The sequence below is a fragment of the Polaromonas sp. Polasp52 genome (assembly GCF_059491565.1).
Map to the genome: position 1 here is coordinate 1,050,895 of NZ_CP168513.1, position 26,676 is coordinate 1,077,570.

Consider the following 26,676-nt stretch of genomic DNA (forward strand, 5'->3'; position numbering starts at 1 on the left):
ACCCCATCCATCATGGCTTTTGCTACCCGCCTCAAGCCACCGGCTTGAACAGCCGCAGCCACTTCTTGGCCGGCAGGTCCCAGCGCGATTCGATCACGCCGGCCTGCAACAAGAGCGCGGCGCGCTCGGGCCGCGTGGGCTCCTGCTGGGCCAGCACCACGGTGTTGCCTTCGCGCGTCGGCGTGAAGGCCCACACCGCCTCGGGGCCGAAGGCCTCGGCGATCTTCGTCAGCGACTGCACATAGCTGGAATCGCGGCCGAAGAGGTTCACCGTCATCACGCCGTTCTCAGCCAGCAGGCCGCGGCAGTCTTCATAAAAATCGGCGCTGTCCAGCACCGGCGCGGCCGCCTCATGGTCATAGAGGTCCACGTGCAGCAAATCCACCGTGCCCTGGTGCGCCGGTTTTTTGATCTCGGCCGCGGCATCGGCCTCGATCACATGCAGCCGCAGGTCGTCGCGCGGCAGCTTGAACCAGACGCGGCAGGCCGTGACCACCTGCGGGTTGATTTCAATCGCCGTGGTCTTCATGCGCAATTTTTTGTAGCAGAACTTGGTCAGCGCGGCCGAGCCCAGGCCCAGCTGCATGGCGTGCTTTTTGGGCATGGTTGCCGCGTCCATGAACAGCAGGCCCGCCATCATGCGCTGCACATACTCCAGCTCGATGTCATAGGGCGCGTCGCGCAGCATGGAGCCCTGCACCCATTCGGTGCCCAGGTGCAGAAAACGCACATCGCCGTAATCCGAAAAATTGACTTCGGGCAATTCCATCGCTTCTTTGGCCATGTCTTTGGTCATGTTTTTGGCCGCTTCTTTTCTTTGCATCAAACCAGTCCGTGTTTTTCAAAAACTTCCCGCCAGGCCGCGAGTTTGCGCTCAAAACTCCAGGAGGCATTCGCCGGGCTGGTCGAGGGTAACTTGTAGACCGGCAGGCCCAGCGCCAGGGTGTGCCTGGAATGCTTGAAACTTTCCCCCCCGTTGTGGGCAATCGCTTCCAGCGCCGGGCACAGGCGGCGCAGGCCGGCCAGGTCGTTGACCTCGGCATTGCGGATCGCGCTGTCCAGGCTGCCTTCGCGCTCGCAGGCCGCGTACACATCCCACAGGCCCAGGCCCCTGGACAGCAGCCACTCGCCGCGTATCCGGTAGGCATCCGGGCCCGTGTCCGCCGGGCCGGGCGGCCACAGCGCCTTGAGGATTTTCCAGAAATGGTTTTGCGGGTGGCCGTAATACTGCTGCGCCGCCAGCGAGGCCGCGCCCGGAAAGCTGCCCAGCACCAGCAGCCGCGTGCGGTCCGACACCAGCGGCGCCAGGCCGGTCAATGCTGTCGATACCGGTGTTGCCTTCATGCGAGCAGCGCCTTGAGGCCCGGCAAGGCCTGCAGGGCATTGGCCGTGGTGGCGGCCGCCAGTGCCTCCTCGGGGATGCCGCGCAGTTCGGCCACCTGCTGCGCGATGCGCGGCAGTTCGCCCGGCTCGTTGCGGCCCTGCGGCTTGCCGGCCTCGCGCTCGGCTGCCGTGGTGTACACCCAGTGCGGCGGGATGTCGGGCGAATCGGTCTCCATCACCAGCGAATCCAGCGGCAGCTCCACCGCCAGGCGCCTGAGCTGCCGCGCCGGCTCAAAGGTCACGGCGCCGCCAAAGCCGAGCTTGAAACCCAGCTTGAGGAACTCGCCGGCCTGCTGGTCGCTGCCGTTAAAGGCATGGCCTATGCCCTGCCAGCCGCCCTCGGGCGCCAGCTCGCGCAAATGTTTGAGCAGCTTGTCGGCCGAGCGCCGCACATGCAGGATCACCGGCAGGCCGTGCTTGCGCGCCAGCTTGAGCTGCTCGCGGTAAAAAAACTCCTGGCGCTCGCGCATCGGGCTTTCCGTCAGCGCCGGCACAAAATAATCGAGGCCGATTTCCCCGACCGCCACCAGCCGCGGGTCGCCGCGCCTGAGGGCCAGTTCCGCGTCCAGCGCCCGCAAGTCTTCGTCACGCGCCTGCGGCACGCACAGCGGATGTATGCCCAGCGCATAGCTGTCGGAAAACCGGTGCGCCAGCAGCCGCACCGCCTCGAAGTTGAAGACGCCCACGGCCGGGATCACGCAGTGCGCCACCCCGTTCGCGGCGGCACGCGCGCGCACCGCGTCCACGTCGGCGGCCAGTTCCCCGGCATCCAGGTGGCAATGCGTGTCTATCCAGAAAGTCATGCGCTAAAGGGGTGCAAAGGGGGTGCGGTCAAGAGAGGGAAGCTAGGGGAAAAAGAGCAAAGCCCCTGATGAAGATGTTGACACAGAAATGAAATCGGGACACCCTATGCTTTTTTCAGGCGGAACAGCCCTTCACGGGGCCCGGTTTTCGCCCCGGTTTCATTCTTTCGTCAACCCGTCCCACTCGACATAACAAAGGAAAGCCAAATGAAATTATCCCGCCTGATGAGCCAGATTCTCGGCACCGGCCTGCTCGCCGCCAGCCTCAGCGGCGCCGCCTGGGCGCAAGACCAGAAGCTGCGCTTGATCACCTGGGCCGACTATGTGCCGGCCGACGTCGTGGCGCAGTTCAAGAAGGAAACCGGCATCGACGTCGAGCTGACCCTCTCGAACAACGAAGAGATGATCTCCAAGCTGCGCGCCACCGGCGGCGCCGGCTTTGACCTGGCCCAGCCCTCGCAGGACCGCATCACCGGCCCGCAGCAGGAGTTCGGCATCTACAAGCCCATGGACCTCAGCAAGATCAAGTCCGAGCTTTTCATCCCCTCCATGCTGGAGGCCACCAAAAAGAACACCACGCTGGACGGCAAGGTCTACGGCCTGCCGCACATCTGGGGCACCGACGGCCTGGTCGTCAACACCAAGCTGGCCAAGATGACGGACTACCCCGACCTCTGCAAGGCCGACGTCAAGGGCAAGACCGCCGTGCGCCTCAAACGCCCCACCCTGCTGGCCTTTGCCTTCGCTTCGGGCAAGGACCCGTTTGCGCTCTACAAAGACCCGAAAGCCTACGGCGCGCTGATGGACGAAGTCGGCAAGACCATGGTCGCCTGCAAAAGCAACATCAAGTTCTACTGGGACAACAAGGACCAGCTGCTCAACGGCATGCGCGCCGGCGAGGTCGTGGGCGCCATGATGTGGGACACCGGCGGCTGGAAGCTCAATGCCGAAAAACCCGAGATCCAGTACATCGCGCCCAAGTCCGGCGCGCTGGGCTGGATAGACACCTTCGCCATCCCCGCCAAGGGCCGCAACGATGCCGCCGCCTACGCCTGGATCAACTTCAACATGCGCCCTGAAATCGCCGCCAAGGTCGCGGGCTCGGCCGGCAACTTCACCGCCTCCAAGGGCGCCGACCAGCTGGCCGACCCCAAGCTCAAGGCCCAGTTCGCCGCCAGCTTCCCCGAAGCCGCGCTGAAAAACGTCAAGTGGTATCCCGCTGTGCCCGCCGGCATAGAAGACATAGAAGGCCGCGTGCTGGACCGCATCAAGGCAGCGCAGTAAGTGCCTTCCCCCCTGAGTCGCTTCGCGCCTTCCCCCCAGGGGGACGAAACCAGCGGCCCGGCAAAGCCGGTTCCGCGCTTTCACTGGCCTTTCGCTCTTTGTGTGCAAGCACCCGTCCGCTGGCGCGCGCGGTAGATAACTAAAGCAGGCACGTCCACCCATGCACGCGGATTTGCAAGCCGAGCACGTCGGTAAAACCTACGCCGGTCAGCCCGCCGTGAAGGACCTGTCCTTCACGGTGGAGCGCGGCAGCTTTTTCTCCATCCTCGGCCCCTCGGGCTGCGGCAAGACCACGCTGCTGCGCATGATCGCCGGCTTTCTCTCGCCCGATGCGGGCCAGATCCACATAGGCGGCAAGCCCATGAACGGCGTGCCGCCCAACCAGCGGCCGGTCAACATGGTGTTCCAGCACCTGGCGCTGTTTCCCATGATGTCGGTCGGCGAGAACGTCGGCTACGGCCTGGCGCGGCGCGGCCTGTCGCGCATCGACATCGCGGCCAAGGTGGGCGCCATGCTCGAGCGCGTGAGCCTGCCCGGCATGCAGGACAAACGTGTGGACCAGCTCTCGGGCGGGCAGCGCCAGCGCGTGGCCATCGCGCGCAGCCTGGTGCTGGAGCCCACGCTGCTGCTGCTCGACGAACCGCTGGGCGCGCTGGACCTGAAGCTGCGCGAGCACATGAAGGTCGAGCTCAAGCAGCTGCAGGCCGCCTTCGGCACCACCTTTGTCTACATCACGCATGACCAGTCCGAGGCCCTGGTGCTGTCCGACCATGTGGCCGTGATGAACGCCGGCAGCTTTGAGCAGCTGGGCACGCCGCAGCAGCTCTATTACCAGCCGCAAACCCCGTTTGTCGCGGGTTTTGTGGGCGCCAACAACAAGCTCGCGGGCAGCACCGGCGCCGCGGGCGCCGAGGCCGGCAGCGTGGTCAAGCTCACCAGCGGCGAAGGCCTGGCCCTGCGCGCGCGCGCCGCCGGCCGGCTGCAGCCCAACCAGGCGGTGCAGGCCTTTGTGCGGCCCGAGGCCATCAGCCTGGCGCGCGACGCCACCGAGCTGCCGTCCAACCACACGGTGTATGCCGGCCAGGTGGAAAGCCTGCTGTTCGACGGCGCCAACTCGGCCGTGCTGCTGCGCGAAACCGCCAGCCGCACCGAGTTCCGCATCGCGCTGCCGCAGACCGGGCGCTTCGCCGACCTGCGCATAGGCGAGACCGTCGCCTTCAGCTTCGACCCCGAGCAGGCCGTCTGCTTCGGCAACGCTTAAGGCCGCCATGCCAGCCGCGGCCGTCCTGCCCTCCGCGCCCGGTTCAGGCGGCCGGGCCCAGGCCAGGCTGGTGCTGTTCCTGCTGCTGGCGCCGGCCCTGGTCTGGCTGCTGGGCCTGATCGTGCTGCCGCACATCGACCTGGCCGTGCTTTCGCTGCGCGTACGCGTGGCCCCGCGCGAATACGCGCCCAGCCTGGCGCAATACCGCACCTTTGTCGAGGAGCCGCTGTACTGGCACACCTTTGTGCGCACGGCGCTGATGTCCATCCTGGCCACCGGCATCACGCTGCTGCTGGCCTTCCCGATCGCCTGGACCATTGCCAAGCTGGTGCGCGGGCGCGCCAAGTCGTTGCTGCTGGTGATGTGTTTGATCCCCTTCTGGGTCAGCGAGACCGTGCGCACCCTGGGCTGGATGATCCTGCTGCGCGAATCCGGCGTGCTGCCGGCCGTGCTGGTGCAGCTGGGCCTCACCGATGCGCCGGTGGAACTGCTCTACCGCGACGCCACCATCCTGGTCGGCCTGGTCTACACCTCCATGCTCTTTATGGTGGTGCCGCTGATCAGCGCGCTCGAAAGCCTGGACGACTCGCTGGTGGAAGCCGCTTACGACCTGGGCGGCAACGGCCCCTCCATCCTGTGGCAAATCGTCATCCCGCATGCCGCGCCCGGCATACTGGCCGGCTGCATCGTGGTCTTTATGCTGACCCTGGGCAACTACCTCACGCCCACCCTGCTGGGTGGCAAAAATTCGCTGTGGTTCACCGAGCAGATCTACACCCAGTTCATCACGCGCTTTAACTGGGAACAGGGCGCGGCCTTTGGCTTTTTGCTGCTGGGGCTGTCGACCGCCATCGTCTGGCTGGGCTTAAAGCTGACGGGCCAAAAGTTCGGCGAAGTGATGCGGCGCTCATGACCATGGAGCACACCGCATGATCGCCTCCCTGCCCCGCCCCGCCTGGCTGCGCGCCGGTACCGTGGCCTATGCCCTGGTGTTTTTCGCCTTTTTGTTTTTGCCGCTGCTGGTGGTGGCGGTGTTTGCCTTTAACGACGCGCCCTACCCGGCGCCGCCCTGGCGCGGTTTCACCCTGGACTGGTTTTTCGGCGGCAAGCCCGGCCGCACCGGCCTGTTTGCCGACGGCCCGCTGCTGGCCAGCCTCTGGACCAGCGTGGTGGTGGCCGCCTGGGTCACCGTGCTGGCCGTGCTGGTCGGCACCACCAATGCCTTTTTGATAGAACGCGCCCGCTTCCCGGGCAAACAGGCTTTGTCCTTCCTGATGCTGGCGCCGCTGGTGATCCCGGGCGTGATTTTGGGCATCTCCATCCTGGCCTTTGCCAGCCGCCTGGCGCAGCTGGCCGACAGCTGGTGGGGCCTGGAGCTGGACTTTTTGCGCCCCGGCCTGCCGCTGGTGGTGATAGGCCAGTTTTCCTACATCGTCTCCATCGCCACCCTGATCATCACCGCGCGCCTGAAACGTTTTGACATCACCCTGGAAGAAGCCGCCTACAACCTGGGCGCCTCGCGCGCGGCGGTCTTCACCACCATCACCCTGCCTTACTTAAAACCCGCGCTGGTCGGCGCTGCGGCTATCTCTTTCCTGATGTCATTTGAGAACTTCAACACCACGCTGATGCTGGTCGGCTCCGACGCGCCCCTGACCGTCATGATGTACGGCCGCATGCGCGAAGGCGCGACGCCGGCGCTCAATGCGGTCAGCCTGTTCCTGATGCTGGCTTCGGCCGCGCTGGCGCTGACGCTGCTGCGCAGCCCCCCAGACTCCTCCGGGCGTTAACAGCCACTCACAAAACTTCCTGGTCTTGCTCCCTCTCCCTCTGGGAGAGGGCGGGGGTGAGGGCCGCGGCCTGTGCATGAAAGGTGGCGTATTGACCGCCGCTGGCCCTCACCCCAACCCTCTCCCAGGGGGAGAGGGGGTTAAAACCAAGACCGCTTCGCCGGGATCACCACGGAGCCGGCCGCCGCAACGGCGCTTTACAAACCCCTCCACGCCTATAGCCAAATCCCGTGCATGAATGCACAAATCGTGATACGGTGCAGCTGTGAATACGGGGCGTTCGCTCCCGTACCAGCCCGGTTTTGACACTTTGACCCCAGAGGTGAACGGATGCGCAGGCCAGCCCTTTACAGCAGCTCAAACCGCCCGGCGCAAGGCGCGGCTGAGGCCCAGGCGCAGCCGGCCGACGAGGCCGCCGGTGACCCCACCCTCTCCCCCGCACCCCTTCCCCCTCCCGCTTCCCCCGCGCCGCCCGCCTGGCCGGCTACCTGGCGCGCCACCAGCTCTACCTGCTGTGGTCCGTGGTCGGCCTGCTGGCCCTGCTGCTGGCGATCAGCTTTTCCTCGCCGTTGCGCCACCCGGCGCGCAAGCTGACCCAGGAAGACATCAACGCAGCCGTGCTCAAGACCCTGGAGACCACGGTGCTGCCCTCGCCCGGCACCAAGGCTTACGAGACCATCATCCCCTCGGTGGTGCGCATCACCGGCCTGGGCAAGGACAAGGACGGCAAGGAAGACAGCGAGCAGCGCAGCGTGGGCACCGGCGTGGTGATTGTCGACAAGGGCATCATCCTGACCAACCTGCACGTGGTGCAGAACGCCCAGATCATCAAGGTCACCTTTGCCGACGGGCTGGAGTCCACCGCCAGCATCACCGGCGTGCAGCCCGAGAACGACCTGGCCGTGCTGCAGGCCCACAAAATCCCCGACGACCTGATTGCCGCCACCATGCGCTCCACCGCCGACCTGGCCCCCGGCGACCAGGTCATGGCCGTGGGCTACCCCTTCGGCATAGGGCCCTCGGCCTCCCAGGGCGTGATCTCCGGCCTCAAACGCAACTTCCGCTCGCCCGAAGGCAAGCAGATGATGAGCAACCTGATCCAGTTCGACGCCGCGGCCAATCCCGGCAACTCGGGCGGCCCGCTGGTCACCATGGACGGCGAGGTGGTCGGCATCGTCACCGCCATCTTCAACCCCAACCAGCAGCGCACCTTTGTCGGCATAGGTTTTGCGGTGCCGATTGAAAACGCCGCCTCGGCCGCCGGCATGCCGCCCTTCTGACGACAGCTTCACCGACCTGACCTCACCCCGCCCAAGGACTGACGCATGGACCACCAGACCCCAGAAAACGCCAACCACGACACCGCCCAGCTCATGGAGCAGATTCTTTACGAGGTCAAGCGTGTGGTCGTCGGCCAGGACCGCTTCCTCGAGCGTGTCATGGTCGCCATCCTGGCCCAGGGCCATCTGCTGGTCGAGGGCGTGCCGGGCCTGGCCAAGACCCTGACCATCAAGACCCTGGCCAACACCGTGCAGGGCCAGTTCAAGCGCATCCAGTTCACGCCCGACCTGGTGCCGGCCGACCTGGTGGGCACCCGCATCTACAACCAGAAAACCGGCGAGTTCAGCACCTCGCTGGGCCCGGTCTTCACCAACCTGCTGCTGGCCGATGAAATCAACCGCGCGCCCGCCAAGGTGCAAAGCGCGCTGCTCGAAGTCATGCAGGAGCGCCAGGTCACGATTGCCGGCACCACCCACAAGGTGCCCGAGCCCTTCCTGGTCATGGCCACGCAAAACCCGATAGAAACCGAAGGCACCTACCCGCTGCCCGAGGCCCAGGTGGACCGCTTCATGATGAAGGTGCTGGTCGACTACCCCACCGACGAGGAAGAGTTTGTCATCGTCCAGCGCGTCACCGGCCCGGCCGTGGCCGTGAGCGCCGTCGCCACCACCGAGCAGCTCGCCGCCCTGCAGGCCGAATGCCGGCGCATTTACGTCGACCCTTCGCTGGTGCAGTACGCGGTGCGCCTGGTCTCGGCCACACGCACGCCCGTCAAGCATGGGCTCAAAGATTTGCAGCGCTTTATCACCTTCGGCGCCAGCCCGCGCGCCACCATCAATTTGACCGAAGGCGCGCGCGCCCTGGCCCTGCTGCGCGGCCGCAGCTATGCCCTGCCCGAAGACATGACGGACCTGGTGCCCGATGTGTTCCGGCACCGGCTGGTGCTGTCGTATGAGGCCTTGTCGGAAGGCCTCTCGGCCGACGGTCTCATCGCCAAGATCATGGCCAAGATCCCCCCGCCCGCAAAACCCCTCGAGCATGAAAAACTCGCCGCCTAGAAATGTGAGCCCCCACGCTCCGCCGCTTCGCGGGTCGCTGCCCCCCGAGGGGGCCGCTGCGCCTGCGGCCCGGCAAAGCCGGTTCCGCGGCCCCGACTTGGATGAAGCGACCCTGCCATGAAAACCTCGCCGCCTGAATCCACAACCAAGCTCGCTTCGTCGGGAGCAGGCGCGGAGCAACTGCTGCGCCGGCTCGAGTGGACGGTGCTGCGCCGCCTGGACGGCCTGCTGCAGGGCGACTACCGCACCCTGCTGCGCGGCACCGGCATGGATTTAGCCGACCTGCGTGAATACCAGCACCATGACGACGTGCGCCACATTGACTGGAACGTCACCGCGCGGCTGGAGCAGCCCCATGTGCGCGTCTTCACCGAAGACCGCGAGATGAGCGCCTGGTTTTTGCTGGACTTGAGCCCGTCGATGGACTTCGGCTCCAGCGAGCAGCGCAAGCGCAATGTGTCTGCCGAATTTGTCGCCGTGCTGGCCCGCATGCTGACCCGCCACGGCAACCGCGTGGGTGCCATGCTCTACGGCTCCGGCGTCGACGCCGTGATTCCTGCGCGCGGCGGCCGCCACCATGTGCTGCATTTGCTGCACACCCTGCAGACCCGACCTGAAATCACCCAGTTGGGCACCACCCGCCTGCATGAGCTGCTTGAATCCGCCGCCAACCTGCTGCGCCGGCGCTCCACCGTGTTCGTCGTGTCCGACTTCATCAGCGAACCCGGCTGGGAAAAACCTTTGGGCCAGTTGGCCCGCCGCCACGAGGTCGTGGCCGTCCGCCTGCTGGACCCGCTGGAGCTGGACCTGCCCGACCTGGGCCTGATCCCGATACGCGACGCCGAAACCGGCGAGCAGTTGCTGGTCGACACCCATGACGCGGGTTTCCGCAAACGCTTTGCGCGCATCGCGGCCCAGCGCGAGGCCGAGTTAAGGCAAGCCCTGGCGCGCGCCGGCGTCCACGCGCTGGAGCTGTCCACCGACGACAACCTGGTCGACGCCATCATGCGCTTCACCGAACTGCGCAAGCGCCGCAGCCGCACTACCGGCGCGGGGGGCAATGCGTTGCCCGCCCACCTCAAGCGCGCTGCCTGAAGCCGATCCAAGGACATCCCATCATGAACTTCAGCGGGTTCACTTCCTTTTTGGCCAAACTGCCTTGGCCGACCTTTTTGTGGCCGGAATTTTTGTGGCTGCTGCTCGTCATTCCGCTGCTGGTGCTGGTCTACATCTGGCTGCTACGCCGCAAGAAAAAAATGGCATTGCGCTATGCCAGCCTCTCCATCGTGCGCGAAGCCATGGGCCGCGGCCAGGGCTTCAGGCGCCATGTGCCGCCGCTGCTGTTTTTGCTGTCCATCGCCGCCATGCTGGTGGCCGCATCGCGGCCCTTTGCCGTCATCAGCCTGCCCTCGCAGCGCGAAACCATCATTCTGGCCATGGACGTCTCCGGCAGCATGCGCGCCGCCGACGTGTTACCGAATCGCCTGGTCGCCGCGCAAAACGCCGCCAAGGCCTTCCTCGCTGATTTGCCGCGCAACGTACGCGTAGGCATAGTCGCCTTTGCGGGCACGGCCTCCGTCGTGCAGCAACCCACGCTAAGCCGCGAAGACCTGGTCGTCGCAATCGACAAATTTCAATTACAGCGCGGCACCGCGATTGGCAACGGCATCGTGGTCTCGCTGGCCGAACTGTTCCCCGATGCCGGCATTGATTTAGCCTCCATGCAATACGGCCGCGAAAAACCGCGCGGCACCTCGATCGACCAGGCCCTGAATCCCGACAAAAACGCCGCAGCAAAAAAAGAGTTTGTCCCCGTCGCCCCCGGCTCCTACACCTCGGGCGCCATCATCCTCTTGACCGACGGCCAGCGCACCACAGGCGTGGACTCCCTGGACGCAGCCAAAGCCGCCGCCGACCGCGGTGTGCGCGTCTACACCGTGGGCGTGGGCACGGTGGACGGCGAAACCATTGGTTTTGAAGGCTGGTCCATGCGCGTCAAGCTCGATGAAGAAACCTTGAAGGGCATTGCCCGCACCACGCAGGCTGAGTACTTTTATGCGGGCACCGCGGCGGACTTGAAGAAGGTTTACGAGACGCTGAGTTCGCGGCTCGCGATTGAGAAAAAAGAGACCGAGATTTCCGGGCTGCTGGCGCTGCTGGCGGCTACGTTGGCGCTGGTGTCGGCTGGTTTGTCGCTGCTTTGGTTTAACCGGATTCTTTGAGAGTGTGGCACCTATAGCGAAGGCTTAGGTTAGAACCAAGAACACCCGATTAGTCTTATGCGCTAGTCCATTTGGAGGATGCGCCCTTGTATCTTGGCTCCTAGAATCGGGCGGAAGGTAGTGGTTTACTTCCAATCTAGTCGGCCTAAGGCGTGAACGCACCAAAGACATTACTCAGTACGCTCAGCGCAAGCGAGGTTCTGTCCATCCATGACTCTCTGACCGCGGATTTTGCCGCCGCCGACGATCCCATCAGTCCGCCAGGCATCAGATCGCACCACTTGCTGGAATCCGCTGTCTCTCGACAATACACGGGTTACGGTGGGAAAGCGAAATACAACACCCCTGTCCTGAACGCCGCGTCATTGACTTACGGCATCTGCAGCAATCACCCTTTCCACAATGGAAACAAGCGAACTAGCTTGGTGGCAATGCTATGCCACTTAGACAAGAATGACCAAACTTTTTCAGAGAAGGTATCGCATGATGAACTCTATGAGTTCATGCTTAAAGTCGCTCGACACGGATTTAGCGAGAAAGGGCGAGGAAATGATCAGTCAGATCAAGAAGTCGAGGAGATGGGGCGTTGGATCCGCAAGCGAATTCGGAAGGTTGAGCGGGGAGAACGCGTCGTTACCTTCCGTGAACTCAAGTCAATTTTGACAACATATGGATTTATCCTCGAGGATCTTCGAGACAACTCTTGCGACCTCGTTCGATATGAAGAAAAAAGTGTTTGGTTAGGCCTCGGCCGAAGAACTCATCGAACGCGGATCATGCGGATGGGCTATCCAGCTGACGGTCAAGTCGTTGGCCGAAATCTACTAAGGGATATACGTGAACGCTGCGAGCTGACTGATCGAGATGGCATTGACTCTCACGCGTTCTATGCTAAGGCACGACCTACAGATTACTTCGTTGCAAAGTACCGCGGCACCCTAAGGCGATTGGCTCGTGTATGAATTGCCAAACAATGCATCGGAAATTTTTTTCAACAGTCGTCCTCATATCACTGGTGCTGGCTTCAACGCCGCTCAAGGCAGAAGCCCAATCGTCAGAAACCAATCTTCGAGTAATCCGGAAAATTCTGGAACTCCCTGCGGAGAAAATCGACCTAGCCAGCGCCAAGGTTTCCATCGACCGCATGATCGATCCATCTATCGATGCCGGCGGCACCCTCCGGCAGCTTGACACCATGGCAGCTGACATCAGGGCCAGAATTCCGGCTACCGCCTCCAGCCGTGACAAACTCGAAATACTGCGCGCGTATATCTACAAAGCGGGCCCATGGAACAGCGACCGACCATTTCAATACGATCTCGCCGACCCATATGGGACCAACATCCGGAACAAGCTGCTCTCAACGTACCTGAGCACCCGAAAGGGCAATTGCATCTCCATGCCATTTCTCTTCATCATCCTGGGGCAGAAACTCGGCATTGACGTCACCGCTTCGACGGCACCATTGCACGTGTTCGTGAAGTACCGCGACGATACAGGTGCCTTCTACAACCTCGAAACCACAAGCGGCGCGGGTTTTACCCGGGATGCGTGGATGCAAAAGCAGTTGCCAATGACGGCCCAGGCGCTGGCAAGTGGCATCTACATGCAACCTCTCACAAAAAAAGAAACCGTGGCGTTGATGGCAGGGACGTTGCTGGAGCTATATAGCGATCAGGGTAAAGATGAATTGGTTGTTGCGTTGGCAAAAATAGCACTGCAGCACTATCCCAAGAATGTGGCCGCCATGTTGAATGCCAGTACGTCTTACTCCCGACTGCGGCGACAGCACTTTGTGAGCAAGTACGCGCGCAAAACAGACATCCCTGCAGAACAGCTGCCATATTTTGAGCAGCTCGAACACGGCATGGTGTACTGGCGCAACAGGGCGGAAGCCCTCGGCTGGCGTGAGCCCGATAAAGCGGCAGAAATTTCTTACAAAGAGAGCGTCAGTCGTGCAGAATCAATTAATAAATAAGCGGGGTGGAGTGATGATTTTCAATTTTTTGAAAGCTGGTGCGCTGGCTTTGATTTTTGCAAGCTATGCAGGCAACGCGTCGGCAAGATATATGCAGGCCGATCCTATTGGGCTTGAGGGTGGAATTAATAGCTTTGCCTATGTGGGTGGCGATCCGCTTGGGGCGACAGACCCATTTGGTCTCTACACCGAAGTCATTCAATGGGCTACGGACGGAAGCGCCAGTGGAGCTTGGGGGCATATCTCTGGCAATATCAACGGCATGAACTATTCATGGGGCCCAGGTGGATGGGACTCGCGAGCATCTGCGACGGATTACATCAAACGTCAAACGGATGTAATTCGCCGTGACGGCAAAGGAATAATTCTTCAATTAAGCCCGACAGAAGAGCAGAAGCTTGCGTCATGTTTGATTCGAAGCCGGGGTTCATACAGCGGAGTGTCCAACAACTGCGGGAATCCCTGGCTGCAGTGTTTGAAGGAGCTTAATGTTGTGAACACCAACAACAAGGCGACCGTCCTTCCTGTAGATGTTCTAAACATTATTGGAAAGTCTCCGCGTGCCATCGGACAGACGAACCATTCCAATATCGGTAACAAGTCATTCGATATATCGCCCGCCTGGCCGGTTGTTGACGGCATTCGCCGTGGCGTTGGAGGCGGAGATTAATATGCGCATCATTTACCTACTCGTATCGATTGCAATGCTTTATGGCTGCTCCGACTCAAACTCGACGTCAGAAGTCATCGTATTGGTGGCCTCCGAAGATGTTCGATTGGTTGAGCCCAGCTCAGTTGTTGGTGGGGCAGTTAAGTACGTTGGCGTTGTGCCGGCCGGCCAATCCGCGCGAGTTGTTGAATGCCGGCCAAGAAAAAGCGATATCGATGTGATCGTTTCCGTCAACGACAAGCAGTCCGTAGCATGGGAAGGGAAGTATCGACTCAACCGGCGAGCATTTGACGCAAAGCAAGACTCGCCAGCTCGTCAAACGAAGTCGTGCTGGGGCCTGCTTGGTGGTTCATGACCTTTCAGCCCCCGCCACCCAGCTTCAACAACAAAAGCCTGCAACCCAGCCATCCTCCCATCTCGAAAACATCGGAGATCGCAGCAGGCATGGCGAGCGGCCTTGCCGCTTCGCCTTTCAAAGTGATCTTGTCAACCGCCATGACAAAGTCGCTCTTGGCGACCATGCGATCAAGCTCGAGCTTTGGTAGTCCTATGATTGAGCGCTCTTCCAAAGTTTGCTCGCGTCAACACAGGGATGTGTCGGCAACGTAGCCGCCCCGCATGCAGGTAACAGGTGCTCTGCGGAACACGACCAGAACAGCACCACGTCAAACTCTAGCTCGGCCGATACCGCTCAACCACATCATTATTCAAGACCCCATCGGCGTTAAAGGCCTGCCTCACGGCGCCCACAATGGCGTCCCACACACCCGCCTGGGCCAGCACCGGCATTTCTTTGGCCAGTACCTTGCTCAGCTGGTCCTGGTTCTGTTCCATGGACCGCAAAAGCCGGTCGGCCTGGTGGTCGGGCATCTCAACGACGTCCTTGGCCAGTCGCGTCGATCAACTTGTCCCGCATCGCCGGCAGATTTCAGCGCGCCCCTGCCAAGGCACTCAAGGCCCCGCAACACCTGCATCGCGGCGGCTGCCGGGCGGCAGGTTCTGCCAGCGCCGGTAGGCTAGCCACTCCAAGCCCGGCTGCCCTCCTTCCCCCATGGCCAAGGCCACCAGGTCTGCTGCGATGGACAGGCCGTTCACGCTGTTTGCAAAGAACACGAGGCCACGGCTATGCGCGCGCGATACCACCGCGAAGGCCTTGGTGTTTCCGTTATCGCCCCAGTGCCAGAACGCTTCGTCCCCGTTTCGTTGTTGCAGCCCCCAACCGAGTCCCCAGCTGACTTCGTCCGAAAGCGGTGTTGCCGGCCGGCCAATGCTGCTCGTAAATGGCCCCACGCGAACCTGACTGCGCAGCATCTCCGCGGCGGTGTCCGGCTTCAATCGTTCGCCGTTTAACACTGCGACCAGGAAACGCCCGAAATCAGGCGCCGTGGTGCTCAAGCTGGAGGCCGGGTTCGCAAATGCCCAGCGCCGCTGCCCTTGCGGTTCGCCGCGCGCGTCATGGCCGAAAACCTTGTGTTGCGCATGGCTGTCTTGCCAGAGGAAGCTGCTGTGCAGCATGCCCAGGGGTTCGAAAACCAGCCGTTTGACCGTGCGCTCGGTGCTTTCCCCGGTGATGCGCTCCACCACACGAGCCAGGTAGACAAAGCCTTCTCCTGAATAGCTGAAGCGATCACCCGGCGTGAAATGAATCGTCAAGGGTGCGCCCGCCGGCCTCCAATTCGGAAAGCCCGTGCGATGGCTCAGCACATGGCGGGCTGTCATCTGCGCAAGGCGCGGATCTTCTCCCACGTCATAGCCACCCGGGAGGTAGCGCACGAGCGGAGTGTCCAGCTCAAGCAGGCCGGCGTCCACAAGTTGCAGCACCGCATAGGCGAAAACCGCTTTACTCAGTGAAGCGGCCTCAAACACGGTGTCTTCCACCACCGGCTCCCGCGTGCGCGCATTGGCCAGGCCGAAGGTACCGTGCCAGACCAATCCTTTGTCGGTCACGAGTGCCATGGACAGCCCCGGCACCCCGGCGCTGGCCATCAGCGTCGGTGTTTGGCCTTGCAGGCGCTCGGCTGCTTCGTCCAGCTGTGGAAGTACACCCACCTGCGCGGCGGACGCGGCAAGCGCATGGAGGACCAAAACGGCGGCGATAGCGAGGTGGCGCATGCAAATGACTCCTGCAGAGCAACGGCCTTGACCGCAGCTCACGACCGCAGCCTCTTGGGCCGGCCCCCTGTACGGCTGCTCACCGCGAGGGAAGTCTAGCCTACCCTGCTGTACTGGGGCATGGCGAACATATCTGGCATGGCGGCAGGATGAAGTCCCAAATACCAATTTCGTCTCTTCAATCTGCGGAAATCTGCGTCATCTGCGGATAATCCTCAATTCATGTATGATGCACATCATGCGAAACGCAAAACACCCCAAAATCAACGCCAGAACCGCCGCCAAGGAGGCCTCGCACGAACGCATCGTCTCCGTGGCCGCGCGGGCGATACGCCGTAGCGGTTATGGCGGCACGGGCGTGGCCGACATCATGAAAGAGGCCGGCCTGACCCATGGCGGGTTTTACGCCCACTTTGCCTCGCGCGAGGCCATGCTGGCCGAAGCCGCGACCCGGGCCTGTGCCGAGTCTGCCGCCCTGGTGGCGGGTGTGGTGGCCGCCACGCCGCCCGATGAGGCTTTGGCGACCATGGTGAGTGCTTACCTTTCGCCCGAACATGTGGCCCAGGTGGAAATGGGCTGCCCGCTGGCCGCTTTGGGCTCGGAGACGCCGCGCCAGGCGCCCGAGGTGCGCCGCGCCACCACACGCCACATCAAGGAAATGATTGACCTGGTCGCGCGCCAGTCGCCCGACTGGGGCCAGCCCGGCGCCCATGAACGCGCGCTGGTAACCGTGTCCACCATGGTCGGTACCCTGTTGCTGGCGCGCGCGGTGGATGAACCCGCGCTGGCGGGCAGCCTGTGCGAGGCTGCGATCAAGCAGCTGACGCCCGCCTCCGTTTGACTCCCCCTGAAGTACGCCTGCTTTTTTTCTTCGCCTTTATATATGACAGTCATCATGCCAAACTTGCTTCACACCGAAAGAGAAACACCATGAACACCCACAACAAGATTGCCCTGGTGACAGGGGCCTCCTCAGGCATAGGCGAAGCGACCGCGCTGCGGCTGGTGAAAGCCGGCTACAAGGTCTACGGCACCAGCCGGCGCGGCGCGCAGGCGGGCCAGGCCAAACCGTTTGAGATGCTGGCCCTGGACGTGACCCAGGATGAATCGGCTGAGGCCGCAGTGCGGACACTGATCGCGCGCGAAGGCCGCATAGACCTGCTGGTCAACAACGCGGGCTTCGGCGTCGCACCGGCCGGCGCCGAAGAAAGCTCCATCGCGCAGGCTCAGGCGATTTTTGACACCAACTTTTTCGGGCTGGTACGCATGACCCGGGCCGTGCTGCCGCATATGCGGCGCCAGGGCAGCGGGCGCATTCTCAACATGAGCTCGGTATTCGGCTTTTTGCCCATGCCCTATATGGCGCTGTATGCCGCGACCAAACATGCGGTGGAAGGCTATTCCGAGTCGCTGGACCATGAGCTGCGCACACGCGGCATACGTGTCTCTGTCATAGAGCCGGCGAACACCAACACGCAGTTCGACGCCAACCTGCTGGAGCCCGACGAAAAACTCGAGGCCTACCGCGAGGCCCGCGCGGCCGTGACGCAAAAAATGAACGAACTCGTTGAACAGGGCGACAGCCCGGCGGTGGTGGCCGACACCGTCTTAAAAGCCGCCCTTGCGCCGAACCCCAAGCTGCGCTACACGGCAGGCACCCGCGCGAGCGGCCTGCAATGGCTGCGCCGCTTTGCACCTGCCGCTCTGGTCGATGCCGGGATTCGCAAAAACCTGCAGCTGGACGCGGCCGTGGCGCCGCTGCCGCGCACGCCGGCTCTCGGCAAATAAACCTTCCAAGGAAAACACATGAAAGCCTTTGTCCTGGACCGATACGGCAAACAAGCCGCATTACGCCTGGCGGAACTGCCCGAGCCGGCGCTGCGCGAGGACGAAGTTCTGGTGCAAGTCCATGCCGCGGGTGTGAACCTGCTGGACTCCAAGATCCGTGGCGGCGAGTTCAAGCTCATCCTGCCTTATCGCCTGCCGCTGGTGCTGGGCCATGACGTGGCGGGTGTGGTCGTCAAGGTCGGTTCGCGCGTGCGGCAGTTCAAGCCTGGTGATGAGGTCTATGCGCGGCCTGATGATTTCCGCATCGGTACGTTTGCGGAGTTTGTCCCCGTGAAGGAGGCTTCGCTGGCGCACAAGCCAGCGAGCCTCACCATGGAGGAAGCCGCCTCGATTCCGCTGGTGGCCTTGACGGCCTGGCAGGCGCTGGTTGAGAAGGCCGGCCTGAAGAAAGGACAGAAGGTGTTTATCCAGGCCGGCTCGGGCGGCGTGGGCACTATTGCGATCCAGCTGGCCAAGCACCTGGGCGCGACCGTTGCCACAACCACCAGCGCAGCCAATGCCCAGCTGGTGAAGCGCCTGGGCGCCGACGTGGTCATCGACTACCGGACGCAGGACTTTGAAGATGTGCTGCAGGGCTACGACGTGGTGCTCAACAGCCAGGACGGCAAGACGCTGGCCAAGTCACTGCGTGTGCTCAAGCCCGGCGGCAAGCTGGTGTCGATCTCGGGGCCGCCTGATCCCGAGTTTGGCCAAGAGATCAAGGCTTCGGGTTTTGTGAAGCTGGTGATGCGGCTGCTGAGCGCCGGCATACGGCGCAAGGCCAGGGGCCGCGGTGTGGGCTATTCCTTCCTCTTTATGCGGGCCAATGGCAGCCAGCTGCGCGAGATCACCCGCCTCATCGACGCCGGCGCGATACGCCCCGTGGTGGACCGGGTCTTTCCCTTTGAAGCGACCAACGAGGCCATGGCCTATGTGGAAACCGGCCGCGCCAAAGGCAAGGTGGTCATCAAGCTGCGCTGAGTTTGTGTTCGTGCCGGTTCGGGTGGAAGCCGGCAGCCGGATTGTGTGTTCCCCACTTGTATTTTTCTGGAGAAGTTTATGAAGATCAAAGATTCCGTCGTCCTCGTTACCGGTGCCAATCGCGGCATAGGCCTGGCGTTTGCGCGCGAGCTGCTGGCGCGCGGCGCGCGCAAGGTGTATGCGGCGGCGCGCGACCCGGCCACCATCACCCTGCCCGGTGTGCAGGCCCTAAAGCTGGACGTCAACAAGCCCGAAGAGGTGGCGGCCGCCGCGGCGCTGGTCTCGGATGTGACGCTGGTGATCAACAATGCCGGTATTGCCCAGGTTGGCGGCTTTCTGGCGGCCGACAGCGAGGAGGTCGCACGGCGTATTTTTGAGACCAACTTCTTTGGCGTACTGCGCTTGAGCAAGGCTTTTGCGCCCGTGCTCAAGGGCAACGGCGGCGGCGCGCTGCTCAATGTGCTGTCGGTGGCCTCATGGGTCAACGGCGGTGAACTCGCAGCCTATTCCGCCAGCAAGTCGGCGGCCTGGTCGCTCACCAATGCGCTGCGCAGCGAACTGCTGGCGCAGAAAACCCAGGTGCTGGGCCTGCATATGGCCTATGTGGATACCGACCTGACGCGCGGCTTCGAAGTGCCCAAGACCAGCCCTGAAGACATCGTGAAGCGCGCGCTCGACGGGCTTGAAGCCGGCGCCGATGAAGTGCTGGCCGATGAGGTGACCCAACAGGTCAAGCAGGGGATGACGGCCGCGCGGCCCAGCTACCTGCCGCAGGCGGCCTGAACGCGGCGCTGGATCGCCGGCCGGCAGCTGGCAGCCAACGGGTTCCGGTGCCGGCCCGGGAAAGCGAAATGAGACAGCGAAAAGGCCCGCTTCGCGCTTCATACGCGAGCGGGCCTGCCGGCTTGAAATTCTCTGGTTTACCGTTTCGGCTTGGTGACTTCGTGGCCGATCACGCCGCCGACCGCGGCGCCGCCCACAGTGCCCAGGGCACTGCCGCCGGTCAGGGCCGCACCGGCCACACCGCCGACGCCGGCGCCTATGGCGGTGTTCCTGTCCTGCGTCGTCATGCCGCTGCAGCCCATCAGGCTGGCGACTGCCACTGCGCAAACCGCGCTGTATTTGATGCTGTTCATTTTCGGTCTCCTTCAGAAAGTGGATGAAAGTTAGAAGAGCGATAAATGCCGCTTGACTGATCACGCCATCAATCCGCCTTCACCGGAAATGAAGGGCCCGTCGTTCATGCTTGCAGCAAGCGAGGTGATGGGCTTTTCATTGCTGGTTTATTCATGCTAGGCCGCTGCCTGTTCGCGGGTGTAGGACGAAATGCCGTATCGCTGAGGACCGAGTCCGATCCGGGGCGGCGTCATTTCGCACGCGGGTCGCAGGTCGCGGCACCACGCGCCATCCCGTCGGTGCTACGCCAGCCGGAGCGCACAGTCCCTTGAGATGCAGTAGAGTAGCCCGCTATGCCGCTGCATGCCCATGCCTTTGCCTTCATTTGCCAAAACCAGGCGTCTTATGCGAAGTGACATTTTTCGCATTGTGTGCGGCCTTGTCTCACTGGCCGCGGGGCTTGTCTGGGTCCTCTTCCTGCTTCTTTTCGGCGGCGAGTTTGTTGCCGAGCTTCGGTCGTTTTCGTCGAGGCCATTGGGTATCGTCCCCGCTTTCCTGCTCTCCGCGCTTGCACTGGGCTTCGTCATCCTGTTTGCCGCCGGCATCATGTCCATGCGAGCCGGGCCGCCAAGACCGCGGCTGTGGCTCACATGCATCGTGGCCGGCCTGGTCACATGCCTGGCTGCCTGGTGGCTTATGGGCGGCCCTGCGATCCAGAAATCGGGCGTACACATGTCCTGGCTCCCATTCGACTTCGGCCTCGTCGTTTGGCGCATCACCAGCGCGGCCTGACGCGGCGAATCAGATACCGCATCCCTACAGCCACCCCGGCATCAAGGCAAGCCGCTTTTTTGATGGTTTTTGCAGTGTTGGAAATTGCCGACTTGACCGAACTTTGTTCTTATAAATCCTCGCCTCCCATGCGATGATCCGCGCGCTGAAAACCTTGAATCATATGTAGACGTAGTTGTTTGCGTCGGGTTTCAACAACACAGGGGGTCAGCATGAACAGTTCTTACCGGGTGATCTGGAGCCTGGCACATCAATCATGGGTGGCGGTGCCGGAAACGGCGACAGGCAAAGGCAAGACCTCGGTCAAGCTACCCGGCAGGCAAGCACCCGCTTCGCTACTGGCAACCCGCCTCTCGCCCCTGGCCGCGGCGCTGCTGGTTGTTTTTGCCGGCGGCGCGCTGCATGAAGCGCAAGCGGCCACTTACACCGCCGCCACGCAGGCCGAACTGATCACGGCCATCAACCAGGCCAATGCGGACGGCGATGCCTCTTCCACCATCAACCTGACGGCCAACCTCGCGATCACCACGCCCGCGCTGATCCCCGCGGTGACCAAGGCGCTGACCATTGCGCCCGGCGCCTTCACGCTGTCGACCACCGGCACCGGCAACTTCAATGCCTCGGCGCCGCTGACGATCAGCGGCAGGGTGACCAGCACCGGAGCATTCACCAAGGACGGCGCGGGCACCGTCGTGCTGACCGGCACCGGCAGCACCCTTGTCAACAACCTCAACGTCACGGCGGGGGCCTTGCGTGTGGAAGGCGGCGGCCAGATCGCCTTCGGCAGCGCCGGCAGCGGCGGGCTGACCCTGAGCGGCAACAACACCAGTGCGACCATTACCGGTGCCGGCTCCCGGATGAACGTCGTCGCAGGCCAAACCACGATTGGCTCAGTGGCGGGCAGCACGCTGAATATCGAGAACGGCGGTTTTTTCAACAGCGTCGGCACCTTCGTCATAGCGGGGGTGGCTGGCACCACAGGCACGCTCAACGTGACGGGCGCCAATTCACGGCTGACGATCAGCAATCCCATTAACGTCGCCAGGGGGGCCGCCTTTATCAACGTCACCAACGGCGGCAGGATACAAAGCGATAGCGCGACCCTGGGCGGCACCCCCGCGGCTTCGCAGGGCGGCACAGCCACGGTACTGGTCTCGGGTACGGGTTCGCGCTGGGACAGCATAGGCCTCTTCGTCTTGCACGGCGGCAGCTTGTCCGTTCTGGATGGCGGGGTTGTCAGTGTCAGCACCCTGAATCTCGCGACGGCGGCCAACTCCGCCTCCAGCACACTGGTGTCGGGTGCGGGCTCGCAAGCGATCTCCACGAACAACATCGGGCTCGGCAGCTCCGGCAACGGCACGCTGACGATTGCCAACGGCGGCCAGGTCACCAGCAACGGCGGCGCCGGAACCCTCAACGTCGCGCTGAATGCGGCCGGCAGGGGCACGCTCAGCATAGGCGGCGCCAGCGGCCAGGCCGCCACGGCGGCGGGCACGCTGAATGTGGCCACCGTGCAGTTCGGCGCGGGCACCGGTATTGTGAACTTCAACCACACCGACGCCAGCTATACCTTCAACCCCGTCATTGCCGGCAATGGCTCGGTGGTGCTGAACGGCCCGGGCACGACACTGTTTGGCGCCGCCAACACTTATACCGGCAGCACCACCATCAACGCAGGCACCTTGCGCGCCAGCGGCCTGAACCGACTGGCCGCGGCCTCGGCCCATACCGTGGGCGCCGCCGGCACGCTGGACCTGGCGGGTTTCAGCCACACACTGCCGTCACTGAACAACAGCGGCATGGTGTCGACGGCAGGCGCCGCGCCCGGCACCAACCTGACCGTGACCGGCGCCTATGTGGGCAATGGCGGCACCTTGCGCCTGGGCACCACGCTGGGCGCGAGCAACAGCCCGACTGACCGATTGATTTTGAACGGCGCGGGCGCAAGCGCCAGCGGCAACACCAACATCCAGCTCGTCAACTTCGGCGGCCTGGGCGCGCAGACCAGCGGCAACGGCATCGCCGTCGTGACGGCACAGGGCGGCGCGACCACCACGGCCACCGCCTTCACGCTGGCCAATGGCCATGTGGACGCCGGCATTTATGAGTACCAGCTCTACCGGGGCACGGCCGACCAGAACTGGTACCTGCGCTCGGAAGCCGGCGTGCCACCCGCCACCGTGCCCACCTACCGCGCCGAAGTGCCGCTGCTGTCGGCCCTGCCCACCCATGTGCGCCTGGCCGACACCGCGATGCTGGGCAACCGCACCCTGCGCGGCGGGGATGCGTCCGTGGGCGCCACCGACAAAACTGTGATTGGACACAATGCCTGGGGCCGCCTGGTGTCCACCGACATCGACGTGACGCAGCCCGGCCTGGCCAGCCCCAACAGCGCGGGCCGGCTTAACGGTTTCCAGAGCGGCACGGATCTCGTCGCCAACACGAGCTGGCGTGCCGGTGTGTATGTGGGCGCGCTGGACGGCAGCGTGCAGGTCAGCGGTTTTGCCCGCGGCGTGCAAGGCCCCATCGGCAACAACAAGCTGCGCGCCCGCTACCTGGGCGGCTACGCGAGCTGGGAGACAGGCGGCGGCTTTTACGCCGACGCGGTGCTGCAGGCCGGCTACCAGGACTACACGCTGCGGCCCAGCGGCAACGCCTGGTCTTCAGCCCGGAGCAGCAGTTTGTTGACCTCGCTGGAAATCGGCCAGTCCTTTGCGATGGGCAATGGCTGGAGTGTGGAGCCGCAGCTGCAACTGGTCCACCAGCACATCAAGCTGGACGACCTGGCACTCTCGGGCGCCGGCGTGCAGCAGGACAACCCCGACAGCCTGACCACACGGATAGGCGTGCGCGTGAAGACCGAGATGGGCACCGCCATGGGCGTCCTCAAGCCCTATGGCCGGCTGAACTTCTACCGCGCCTCCAGCGGCCTGGACACCGCGCGCTTCGGCAGCGCCGGTGCGACCACGGACGTCAGTACCCGCAGCGGCGGCAGCTGGACGGAAACAGCCTTGGGCGCGACCCTGGTCATCGACAAGACCTGGAGCGTGTACGGCGAAGTCGGCCGGCTGTTCAACAACGGTGGTGACGTGGCGGTGCGCAGTGATGTGAGTGCTTCGCTGGGCGTGACAGCGCGCTGGTAGGGGCCGTGCCGGGGGCTGCTTATCGCGGATACTGCGGAATAGATTAGCTGAGCCCCTGCCCGCCCCATGCACATCGCCCTCGAATCACCAGACCAGCCGGAAATCATCCGCCTGATTGCCGAGCTGGACGCCTACCAGGACACGCTGTACCCGCCCGAGAGCCGGCACTCGCTGGACCTCGCGTCGCTGAAACAGCCCAACGTGCTGTTCGCCGTCGCCCGAAATGCCGAGGGCCAGGCCATTGGCTGCGGCGCCGTCGTTATCAATGCAGAGTACGGCGAGCTCAAGCGCATGTATGTAGACCCGCAAAGCCGGGGCGCCGGTGCCGCCAGGAAAATCCTGGCCTTGCTCGAATCCACGGCAAAGTCGCGCGGCTGCAAACTGGTCAAACTCGAAACCGGGCCCCGCCAGCCCGAAGCGCTGCGCCTGTACGCCAGCTGCGGCTATAAGCGCCGGGGGCCTTTCGGAGACTACACGGACGATCCGCTCAGTGTGTTTATGCAAAAGCGCATTCAGGGCCAAGCCCATGCCTAAGCCCCGTTCGTTGGGGCCTGTCCTCTGTCAGGCTCGTCGCTATAAAGAGAGGTTTAAGAGAGGTCTACCCATGCCCGAACTACCCGAAGAGACCCACACGGAAATACAGCGCCTGTCCGCCGCCGGGGACCAGCGGGCCGAAGCCTCTCAATTTGCGGAGGCATTGCAACTCTATTGGGCCGCGTGGGATCTCCTGCCCGAACCAAAAACACAATGGGAAGCCGCCACCTGGATCCTCGCGGCCGTTGGCGACGCGAACTTTCTTTCCGGCGACTACGAGGCCGGGCGGGACAACCTGAGCCAGGCCATGCATTGCCCCGACGCTGTTGGCAATCCCTTTTTGCATCTGAGGCTGGGCCAATGCCAGTTTGAACTTGGCGTGCTGGACCGCGCAGCAGATGAACTCATGCGGGCCTACATGGGTGACGGCGGCACAGTGTTTGAAGGCCAGGATCCCAAGTACCTTCACTTCCTCCAGACAAAGGCCAAAGGCGTGAGCCCGCCGAAAAAACGCTGGCAGTTCTGGAAGTAAGGGTAGCTGCGCCATGCAAGAATATTCGCAGTTCGTGTGAACGACTCACGCTGAGCCAGCAAAAGCCGAATGGAGGGGAAAGATGGACAACAACCAGACCGCGCTGCTATCCGAGATCCGTGACCTGCTGAAAGAGCAAAACGCGCTCATCACGGACATCAAGGCCATGAATGCCGAAGCCGCGGGCCGGACCCTGCTGGCCATGGACCAGGCCAGCGAGTTGCAGGCATCGAATGCGGAAGCCTTGCAATACGCCCGCCGTGAGAACCGGAAAACCTTTATTGTCTTTGTGCTGTTCCTGCTGTTGATGGCCAGCTTTGCCTTCTACCGCTTCGGTTCATTGAGCCGGATGCTTGGGGCATAAGCGACACGCAAAGGCACTCTACACATGGCACGCATGATTCCCCCGCTGGTCGTCGAGATGGTGAACGAGGCCTCCAGCTCCGCCGGCTCAGACATTTCCCCCTTCTGGGAATCCGACAGCGAGGGCACGCCGGAGGAAGGCATGTACCAGTTGGCGTCTGAACTGGACGTTGAAAATACCGATCAGCTTCTGGCCCAGCTCCCGCCCGGCTACCGGATGGTGTATTCGATCTTTCTGTGGGAAGCCAGCCGCGCCGGCGAGGGATTCAAGACGGGCACCGACAACTCGGGGCTGGCACTGGTGCAGGCCGCGGCAAAAGCCTATGCCGAAGCGGGCATGCCGGAAGAAGCCGCGGCGCTGGAGCGCATGCTGGCGCAGTATGTTCAAACACCGCTGGATTACGACAGCATCGAGGCTGCGTACGAGGCCGTGGATAACCCCTACCAGGACGATTGGGAACGGATTCCGCGCCTGGTCAGGCATCTTTGCGAACACGCGGACCGTTACTTCTACATTGAGGCTTGAGTGCCGGCGGTCCGCCGCATGAGCGCATGGGATAAAAATATCCCGGGCTTTGCGTGCCGGGTGCGGTATGGTTCCGGCAAACCACTGGAAAACACATGAAACATATACGCGCGATGGCCTGGACCGCAGCAGGCCTGGGCTGGCTGGCGGCCTTCTTCTTTTTGGGATCAACCATAGGCGGCGTGCAGTGGATAGCCCACACCGGGCGCACCATTCCGGCCGCATTGAACATCGCGATGGCCGCCCTTTGTTTAGCGGCGGCTTATTGCCTGTTCTCCGGCGGAAAGCTTCCCAGAGCCCTCGCCATCCCCATCGTGCTGCTTGCGTCGCTGCACCTGCTGAACATTTTCACTTTTCTGCTTTTTGCGGCGCGTATCCAGTCCGATTTTTTGGCTCCGCTGTTCCTGCTGTCGGCCTTTGTTCCCACCAATACGGGCTTCACTGCGTGGATTCCCGGGTATCTCAATCTTTTCCTGCTTCCGGTGCTTTCCTTGCTGCTGGTCTTTTTTGGCGGCGACCAGGAGAAGGCGGCAGATCCGTCATGAAATTCCTCGCGCTGCTTTTAGTGATCTTCTCCGGCTTGTTTTATCTCTTTGGCTCCGAAGAGAAGGAGCGCGCTGAAACCATGGCTTCGGTCGCCAGGTCACCGGGCTTTGTCCGCGCCACACCGGACGGCATGACCAAGGTATCAGGCAAGCACGGGGACTCGTACCGGGTCCACTTCAGGTATGTGGTCGATGGCGTGGCCTATCGCACCACAACCACCTCCACAGACGAAGCCGGTGCCCGCTGGTACATCGCCGAGCCTGTTGTGGAGGTGGCCTACGACACACGAAAGCCATCGGTCGCCACCATGCGGCGCTATTACGACTTGCGGGACAAGCGGGAAAGTGTTGGCAGTGCCTTGTTCCTGTCGGGGGTTCTTTCGCTGGGCCTTGCCTTGCCCATTGCCTTTGGCATTGCCTGGCCCCTGGGGTGGTTGCGCCGGAAGAAGAAAGTTGCAGGACCGGTCTAAGCCCC

31 protein-coding genes are annotated in these 26,676 nt (G+C 62.9%); 24 read left to right on the forward strand and 7 right to left on the reverse strand.

What is annotated here, in order from left to right:
* Positions 1–31: 31 nt before the first annotated feature.
* Genes ACEN9P_RS04955 through ACEN9P_RS04965 form a run of 3 tightly spaced genes read right to left on the reverse strand, consistent with a single transcriptional unit; the run spans position 32 to position 2,186 of the window.
* Positions 32–823, reverse strand: coding sequence for a class I SAM-dependent methyltransferase (locus ACEN9P_RS04955; protein WP_495621267.1), 792 nt, complete (start codon positions 821–823; stop codon positions 32–34).
* Positions 823–1,344, reverse strand: a complete 522-nt coding sequence (locus ACEN9P_RS04960) for a DNA-deoxyinosine glycosylase (RefSeq protein ID WP_495621268.1) — start codon at positions 1,342–1,344, stop codon at positions 823–825. The genes ACEN9P_RS04955 and ACEN9P_RS04960 overlap by 1 nt, the downstream gene beginning before the upstream one ends.
* Positions 1,341–2,186 carry a TatD family hydrolase gene (locus ACEN9P_RS04965; protein WP_495621269.1) on the reverse strand — a complete coding sequence of 282 codons (846 nt, stop codon included), beginning with the start codon at positions 2,184–2,186 and terminating at the stop codon, positions 1,341–1,343. Before ACEN9P_RS04965 ends, ACEN9P_RS04960 begins: the two co-directional genes overlap by 4 nt.
* Before the next feature lie 207 nt (positions 2,187–2,393).
* On the opposite strand from ACEN9P_RS04965, the gene ACEN9P_RS04970 reads away from it, so the two are divergent.
* From ACEN9P_RS04970 to ACEN9P_RS05025, 12 genes are all read left to right on the forward strand, one after another.
* On the forward strand, positions 2,394–3,470 hold the full coding sequence (locus tag ACEN9P_RS04970; protein ID WP_477715696.1) for an extracellular solute-binding protein: 1,077 nt from the start codon (positions 2,394–2,396) through the stop codon (positions 3,468–3,470).
* A 160-nt stretch (positions 3,471–3,630) separates the two neighbouring features.
* On the forward strand, positions 3,631–4,731 hold the full coding sequence (locus tag ACEN9P_RS04975) for an ABC transporter ATP-binding protein (RefSeq protein WP_477715695.1): 1,101 nt from the start codon (positions 3,631–3,633) through the stop codon (positions 4,729–4,731).
* Between the two features lie 7 nt (positions 4,732–4,738).
* Positions 4,739–5,644, forward strand: a complete 906-nt coding sequence (locus ACEN9P_RS04980) for an ABC transporter permease (RefSeq protein WP_495621270.1) — start codon at positions 4,739–4,741, stop codon at positions 5,642–5,644.
* Positions 5,645–5,660: 16 nt separating this feature from the next.
* Positions 5,661–6,521 (forward strand): ABC transporter permease, encoded by an 861-nt coding sequence (locus ACEN9P_RS04985; RefSeq protein ID WP_495621271.1) that lies wholly within the window; start codon positions 5,661–5,663, stop codon positions 6,519–6,521.
* Positions 6,522–7,042: 521 nt separating this feature from the next.
* A complete protein-coding gene (locus ACEN9P_RS04990; RefSeq protein WP_495621272.1) occupies positions 7,043–7,801 on the forward strand; it encodes a S1C family serine protease in 759 nt (252 codons plus the stop codon).
* A gap of 45 nt (positions 7,802–7,846) precedes the next feature.
* Complete coding sequence (locus ACEN9P_RS04995) at positions 7,847–8,860, forward strand: AAA family ATPase (RefSeq protein WP_495621273.1); 1,014 nt, start codon at positions 7,847–7,849, stop codon at positions 8,858–8,860.
* Positions 8,861–8,977: 117 nt separating this feature from the next.
* Positions 8,978–9,955, forward strand: a complete 978-nt coding sequence (locus ACEN9P_RS05000) for a DUF58 domain-containing protein (RefSeq protein WP_495621274.1) — start codon at positions 8,978–8,980, stop codon at positions 9,953–9,955.
* A 23-nt stretch (positions 9,956–9,978) separates the two neighbouring features.
* A complete protein-coding gene (locus ACEN9P_RS05005) occupies positions 9,979–11,082 on the forward strand; it encodes a VWA domain-containing protein (RefSeq protein ID WP_495621275.1) in 1,104 nt (367 codons plus the stop codon).
* Between the two features lie 152 nt (positions 11,083–11,234).
* Positions 11,235–12,044: a type II toxin-antitoxin system death-on-curing family toxin gene (locus ACEN9P_RS05010; protein ID WP_495621276.1), complete on the forward strand. Its 810-nt coding sequence runs from the start codon at positions 11,235–11,237 to the stop codon at positions 12,042–12,044.
* Positions 12,041–13,060, forward strand: a complete 1,020-nt coding sequence (locus ACEN9P_RS05015) for a transglutaminase family protein (RefSeq protein WP_495621277.1) — start codon at positions 12,041–12,043, stop codon at positions 13,058–13,060. The genes ACEN9P_RS05010 and ACEN9P_RS05015 overlap by 4 nt, the downstream gene beginning before the upstream one ends.
* A 13-nt stretch (positions 13,061–13,073) precedes the next feature.
* Positions 13,074–13,730: an RHS repeat-associated core domain-containing protein gene (locus ACEN9P_RS05020; RefSeq protein WP_495621278.1), complete on the forward strand. Its 657-nt coding sequence runs from the start codon at positions 13,074–13,076 to the stop codon at positions 13,728–13,730.
* 1 nt (position 13,731) lies between these two features.
* Entirely contained in the window at positions 13,732–14,085 is a 354-nt protein-coding gene (locus ACEN9P_RS05025) for a hypothetical protein (RefSeq protein WP_495621279.1), read from the forward strand.
* Positions 14,086–14,089: 4 nt separating this feature from the next.
* On the opposite strand, the gene ACEN9P_RS05030 is transcribed toward ACEN9P_RS05025, so the two are convergent.
* From ACEN9P_RS05030 to ACEN9P_RS05040, 3 genes are all read right to left on the reverse strand, one after another.
* Positions 14,090–14,251 carry a hypothetical protein gene (locus ACEN9P_RS05030; protein WP_495621280.1) on the reverse strand — a complete coding sequence of 54 codons (162 nt, stop codon included), beginning with the start codon at positions 14,249–14,251 and terminating at the stop codon, positions 14,090–14,092.
* 151 nt (positions 14,252–14,402) lie between these two features.
* Positions 14,403–14,600 (reverse strand): hypothetical protein, encoded by a 198-nt coding sequence (locus ACEN9P_RS05035; protein ID WP_495621281.1) that lies wholly within the window; start codon positions 14,598–14,600, stop codon positions 14,403–14,405.
* Positions 14,601–14,681: 81 nt separating this feature from the next.
* Positions 14,682–15,842: a serine hydrolase domain-containing protein gene (locus ACEN9P_RS05040; RefSeq protein ID WP_495621282.1), complete on the reverse strand. Its 1,161-nt coding sequence runs from the start codon at positions 15,840–15,842 to the stop codon at positions 14,682–14,684.
* A 226-nt stretch (positions 15,843–16,068) separates the two neighbouring features.
* Here ACEN9P_RS05040 and ACEN9P_RS05045 point away from each other — a divergent pair, with 226 nt between their 5' ends.
* From ACEN9P_RS05045 to ACEN9P_RS05060, 4 genes are all read left to right on the forward strand, one after another.
* Complete coding sequence (locus ACEN9P_RS05045) at positions 16,069–16,683, forward strand: TetR/AcrR family transcriptional regulator (RefSeq protein WP_495621283.1); 615 nt, start codon at positions 16,069–16,071, stop codon at positions 16,681–16,683.
* 89 nt (positions 16,684–16,772) lie between these two features.
* On the forward strand, positions 16,773–17,630 hold the full coding sequence (locus ACEN9P_RS05050; protein ID WP_495621284.1) for an oxidoreductase: 858 nt from the start codon (positions 16,773–16,775) through the stop codon (positions 17,628–17,630).
* An 18-nt stretch (positions 17,631–17,648) separates the two neighbouring features.
* On the forward strand, positions 17,649–18,650 hold the full coding sequence (locus ACEN9P_RS05055) for an NADP-dependent oxidoreductase (RefSeq protein ID WP_495621285.1): 1,002 nt from the start codon (positions 17,649–17,651) through the stop codon (positions 18,648–18,650).
* A gap of 78 nt (positions 18,651–18,728) precedes the next feature.
* The gene (locus ACEN9P_RS05060; protein ID WP_495621286.1) at positions 18,729–19,433 is read left to right on the forward strand and encodes an SDR family oxidoreductase; all 705 of its coding nucleotides are present in this window, start codon (positions 18,729–18,731) and stop codon (positions 19,431–19,433) included.
* A 137-nt stretch (positions 19,434–19,570) separates the two neighbouring features.
* Here ACEN9P_RS05060 and ACEN9P_RS05065 read toward each other — a convergent pair whose 3' ends face one another.
* Entirely contained in the window at positions 19,571–19,786 is a 216-nt protein-coding gene (locus tag ACEN9P_RS05065) for a YMGG-like glycine zipper-containing protein (protein ID WP_495621287.1), read from the reverse strand.
* A gap of 385 nt (positions 19,787–20,171) precedes the next feature.
* Here ACEN9P_RS05065 and ACEN9P_RS05070 point away from each other — a divergent pair, with 385 nt between their 5' ends.
* The 8 genes from ACEN9P_RS05070 (at position 20,172) to ACEN9P_RS05105 (ending at position 26,671) form a co-directional block, all read left to right on the forward strand.
* The gene (locus ACEN9P_RS05070) at positions 20,172–20,558 is read left to right on the forward strand and encodes a hypothetical protein (protein ID WP_495621288.1); all 387 of its coding nucleotides are present in this window, start codon (positions 20,172–20,174) and stop codon (positions 20,556–20,558) included.
* A 212-nt stretch (positions 20,559–20,770) separates the two neighbouring features.
* Positions 20,771–23,701: an autotransporter outer membrane beta-barrel domain-containing protein gene (locus tag ACEN9P_RS05075; protein WP_495621289.1), complete on the forward strand. Its 2,931-nt coding sequence runs from the start codon at positions 20,771–20,773 to the stop codon at positions 23,699–23,701.
* A 66-nt stretch (positions 23,702–23,767) separates the two neighbouring features.
* A complete protein-coding gene (locus ACEN9P_RS05080; protein WP_495621290.1) occupies positions 23,768–24,235 on the forward strand; it encodes a GNAT family N-acetyltransferase in 468 nt (155 codons plus the stop codon).
* A 70-nt stretch (positions 24,236–24,305) separates the two neighbouring features.
* Positions 24,306–24,767, forward strand: a complete 462-nt coding sequence (locus ACEN9P_RS05085) for a tetratricopeptide repeat protein (RefSeq protein WP_495621291.1) — start codon at positions 24,306–24,308, stop codon at positions 24,765–24,767.
* 82 nt (positions 24,768–24,849) lie between these two features.
* The gene (locus ACEN9P_RS05090) at positions 24,850–25,131 is read left to right on the forward strand and encodes a hypothetical protein (protein ID WP_495621292.1); all 282 of its coding nucleotides are present in this window, start codon (positions 24,850–24,852) and stop codon (positions 25,129–25,131) included.
* Between the two features lie 24 nt (positions 25,132–25,155).
* On the forward strand, positions 25,156–25,656 hold the full coding sequence (locus ACEN9P_RS05095) for a DMP19 family protein (RefSeq protein WP_495621293.1): 501 nt from the start codon (positions 25,156–25,158) through the stop codon (positions 25,654–25,656).
* A gap of 95 nt (positions 25,657–25,751) precedes the next feature.
* Positions 25,752–26,201: a hypothetical protein gene (locus ACEN9P_RS05100; RefSeq protein WP_495621294.1), complete on the forward strand. Its 450-nt coding sequence runs from the start codon at positions 25,752–25,754 to the stop codon at positions 26,199–26,201.
* Positions 26,198–26,671, forward strand: coding sequence for a DUF3592 domain-containing protein (locus ACEN9P_RS05105; protein ID WP_495621295.1), 474 nt, complete (start codon positions 26,198–26,200; stop codon positions 26,669–26,671). The genes ACEN9P_RS05100 and ACEN9P_RS05105 overlap by 4 nt, the downstream gene beginning before the upstream one ends.
* Positions 26,672–26,676: the final 5 nt, after the last annotated feature.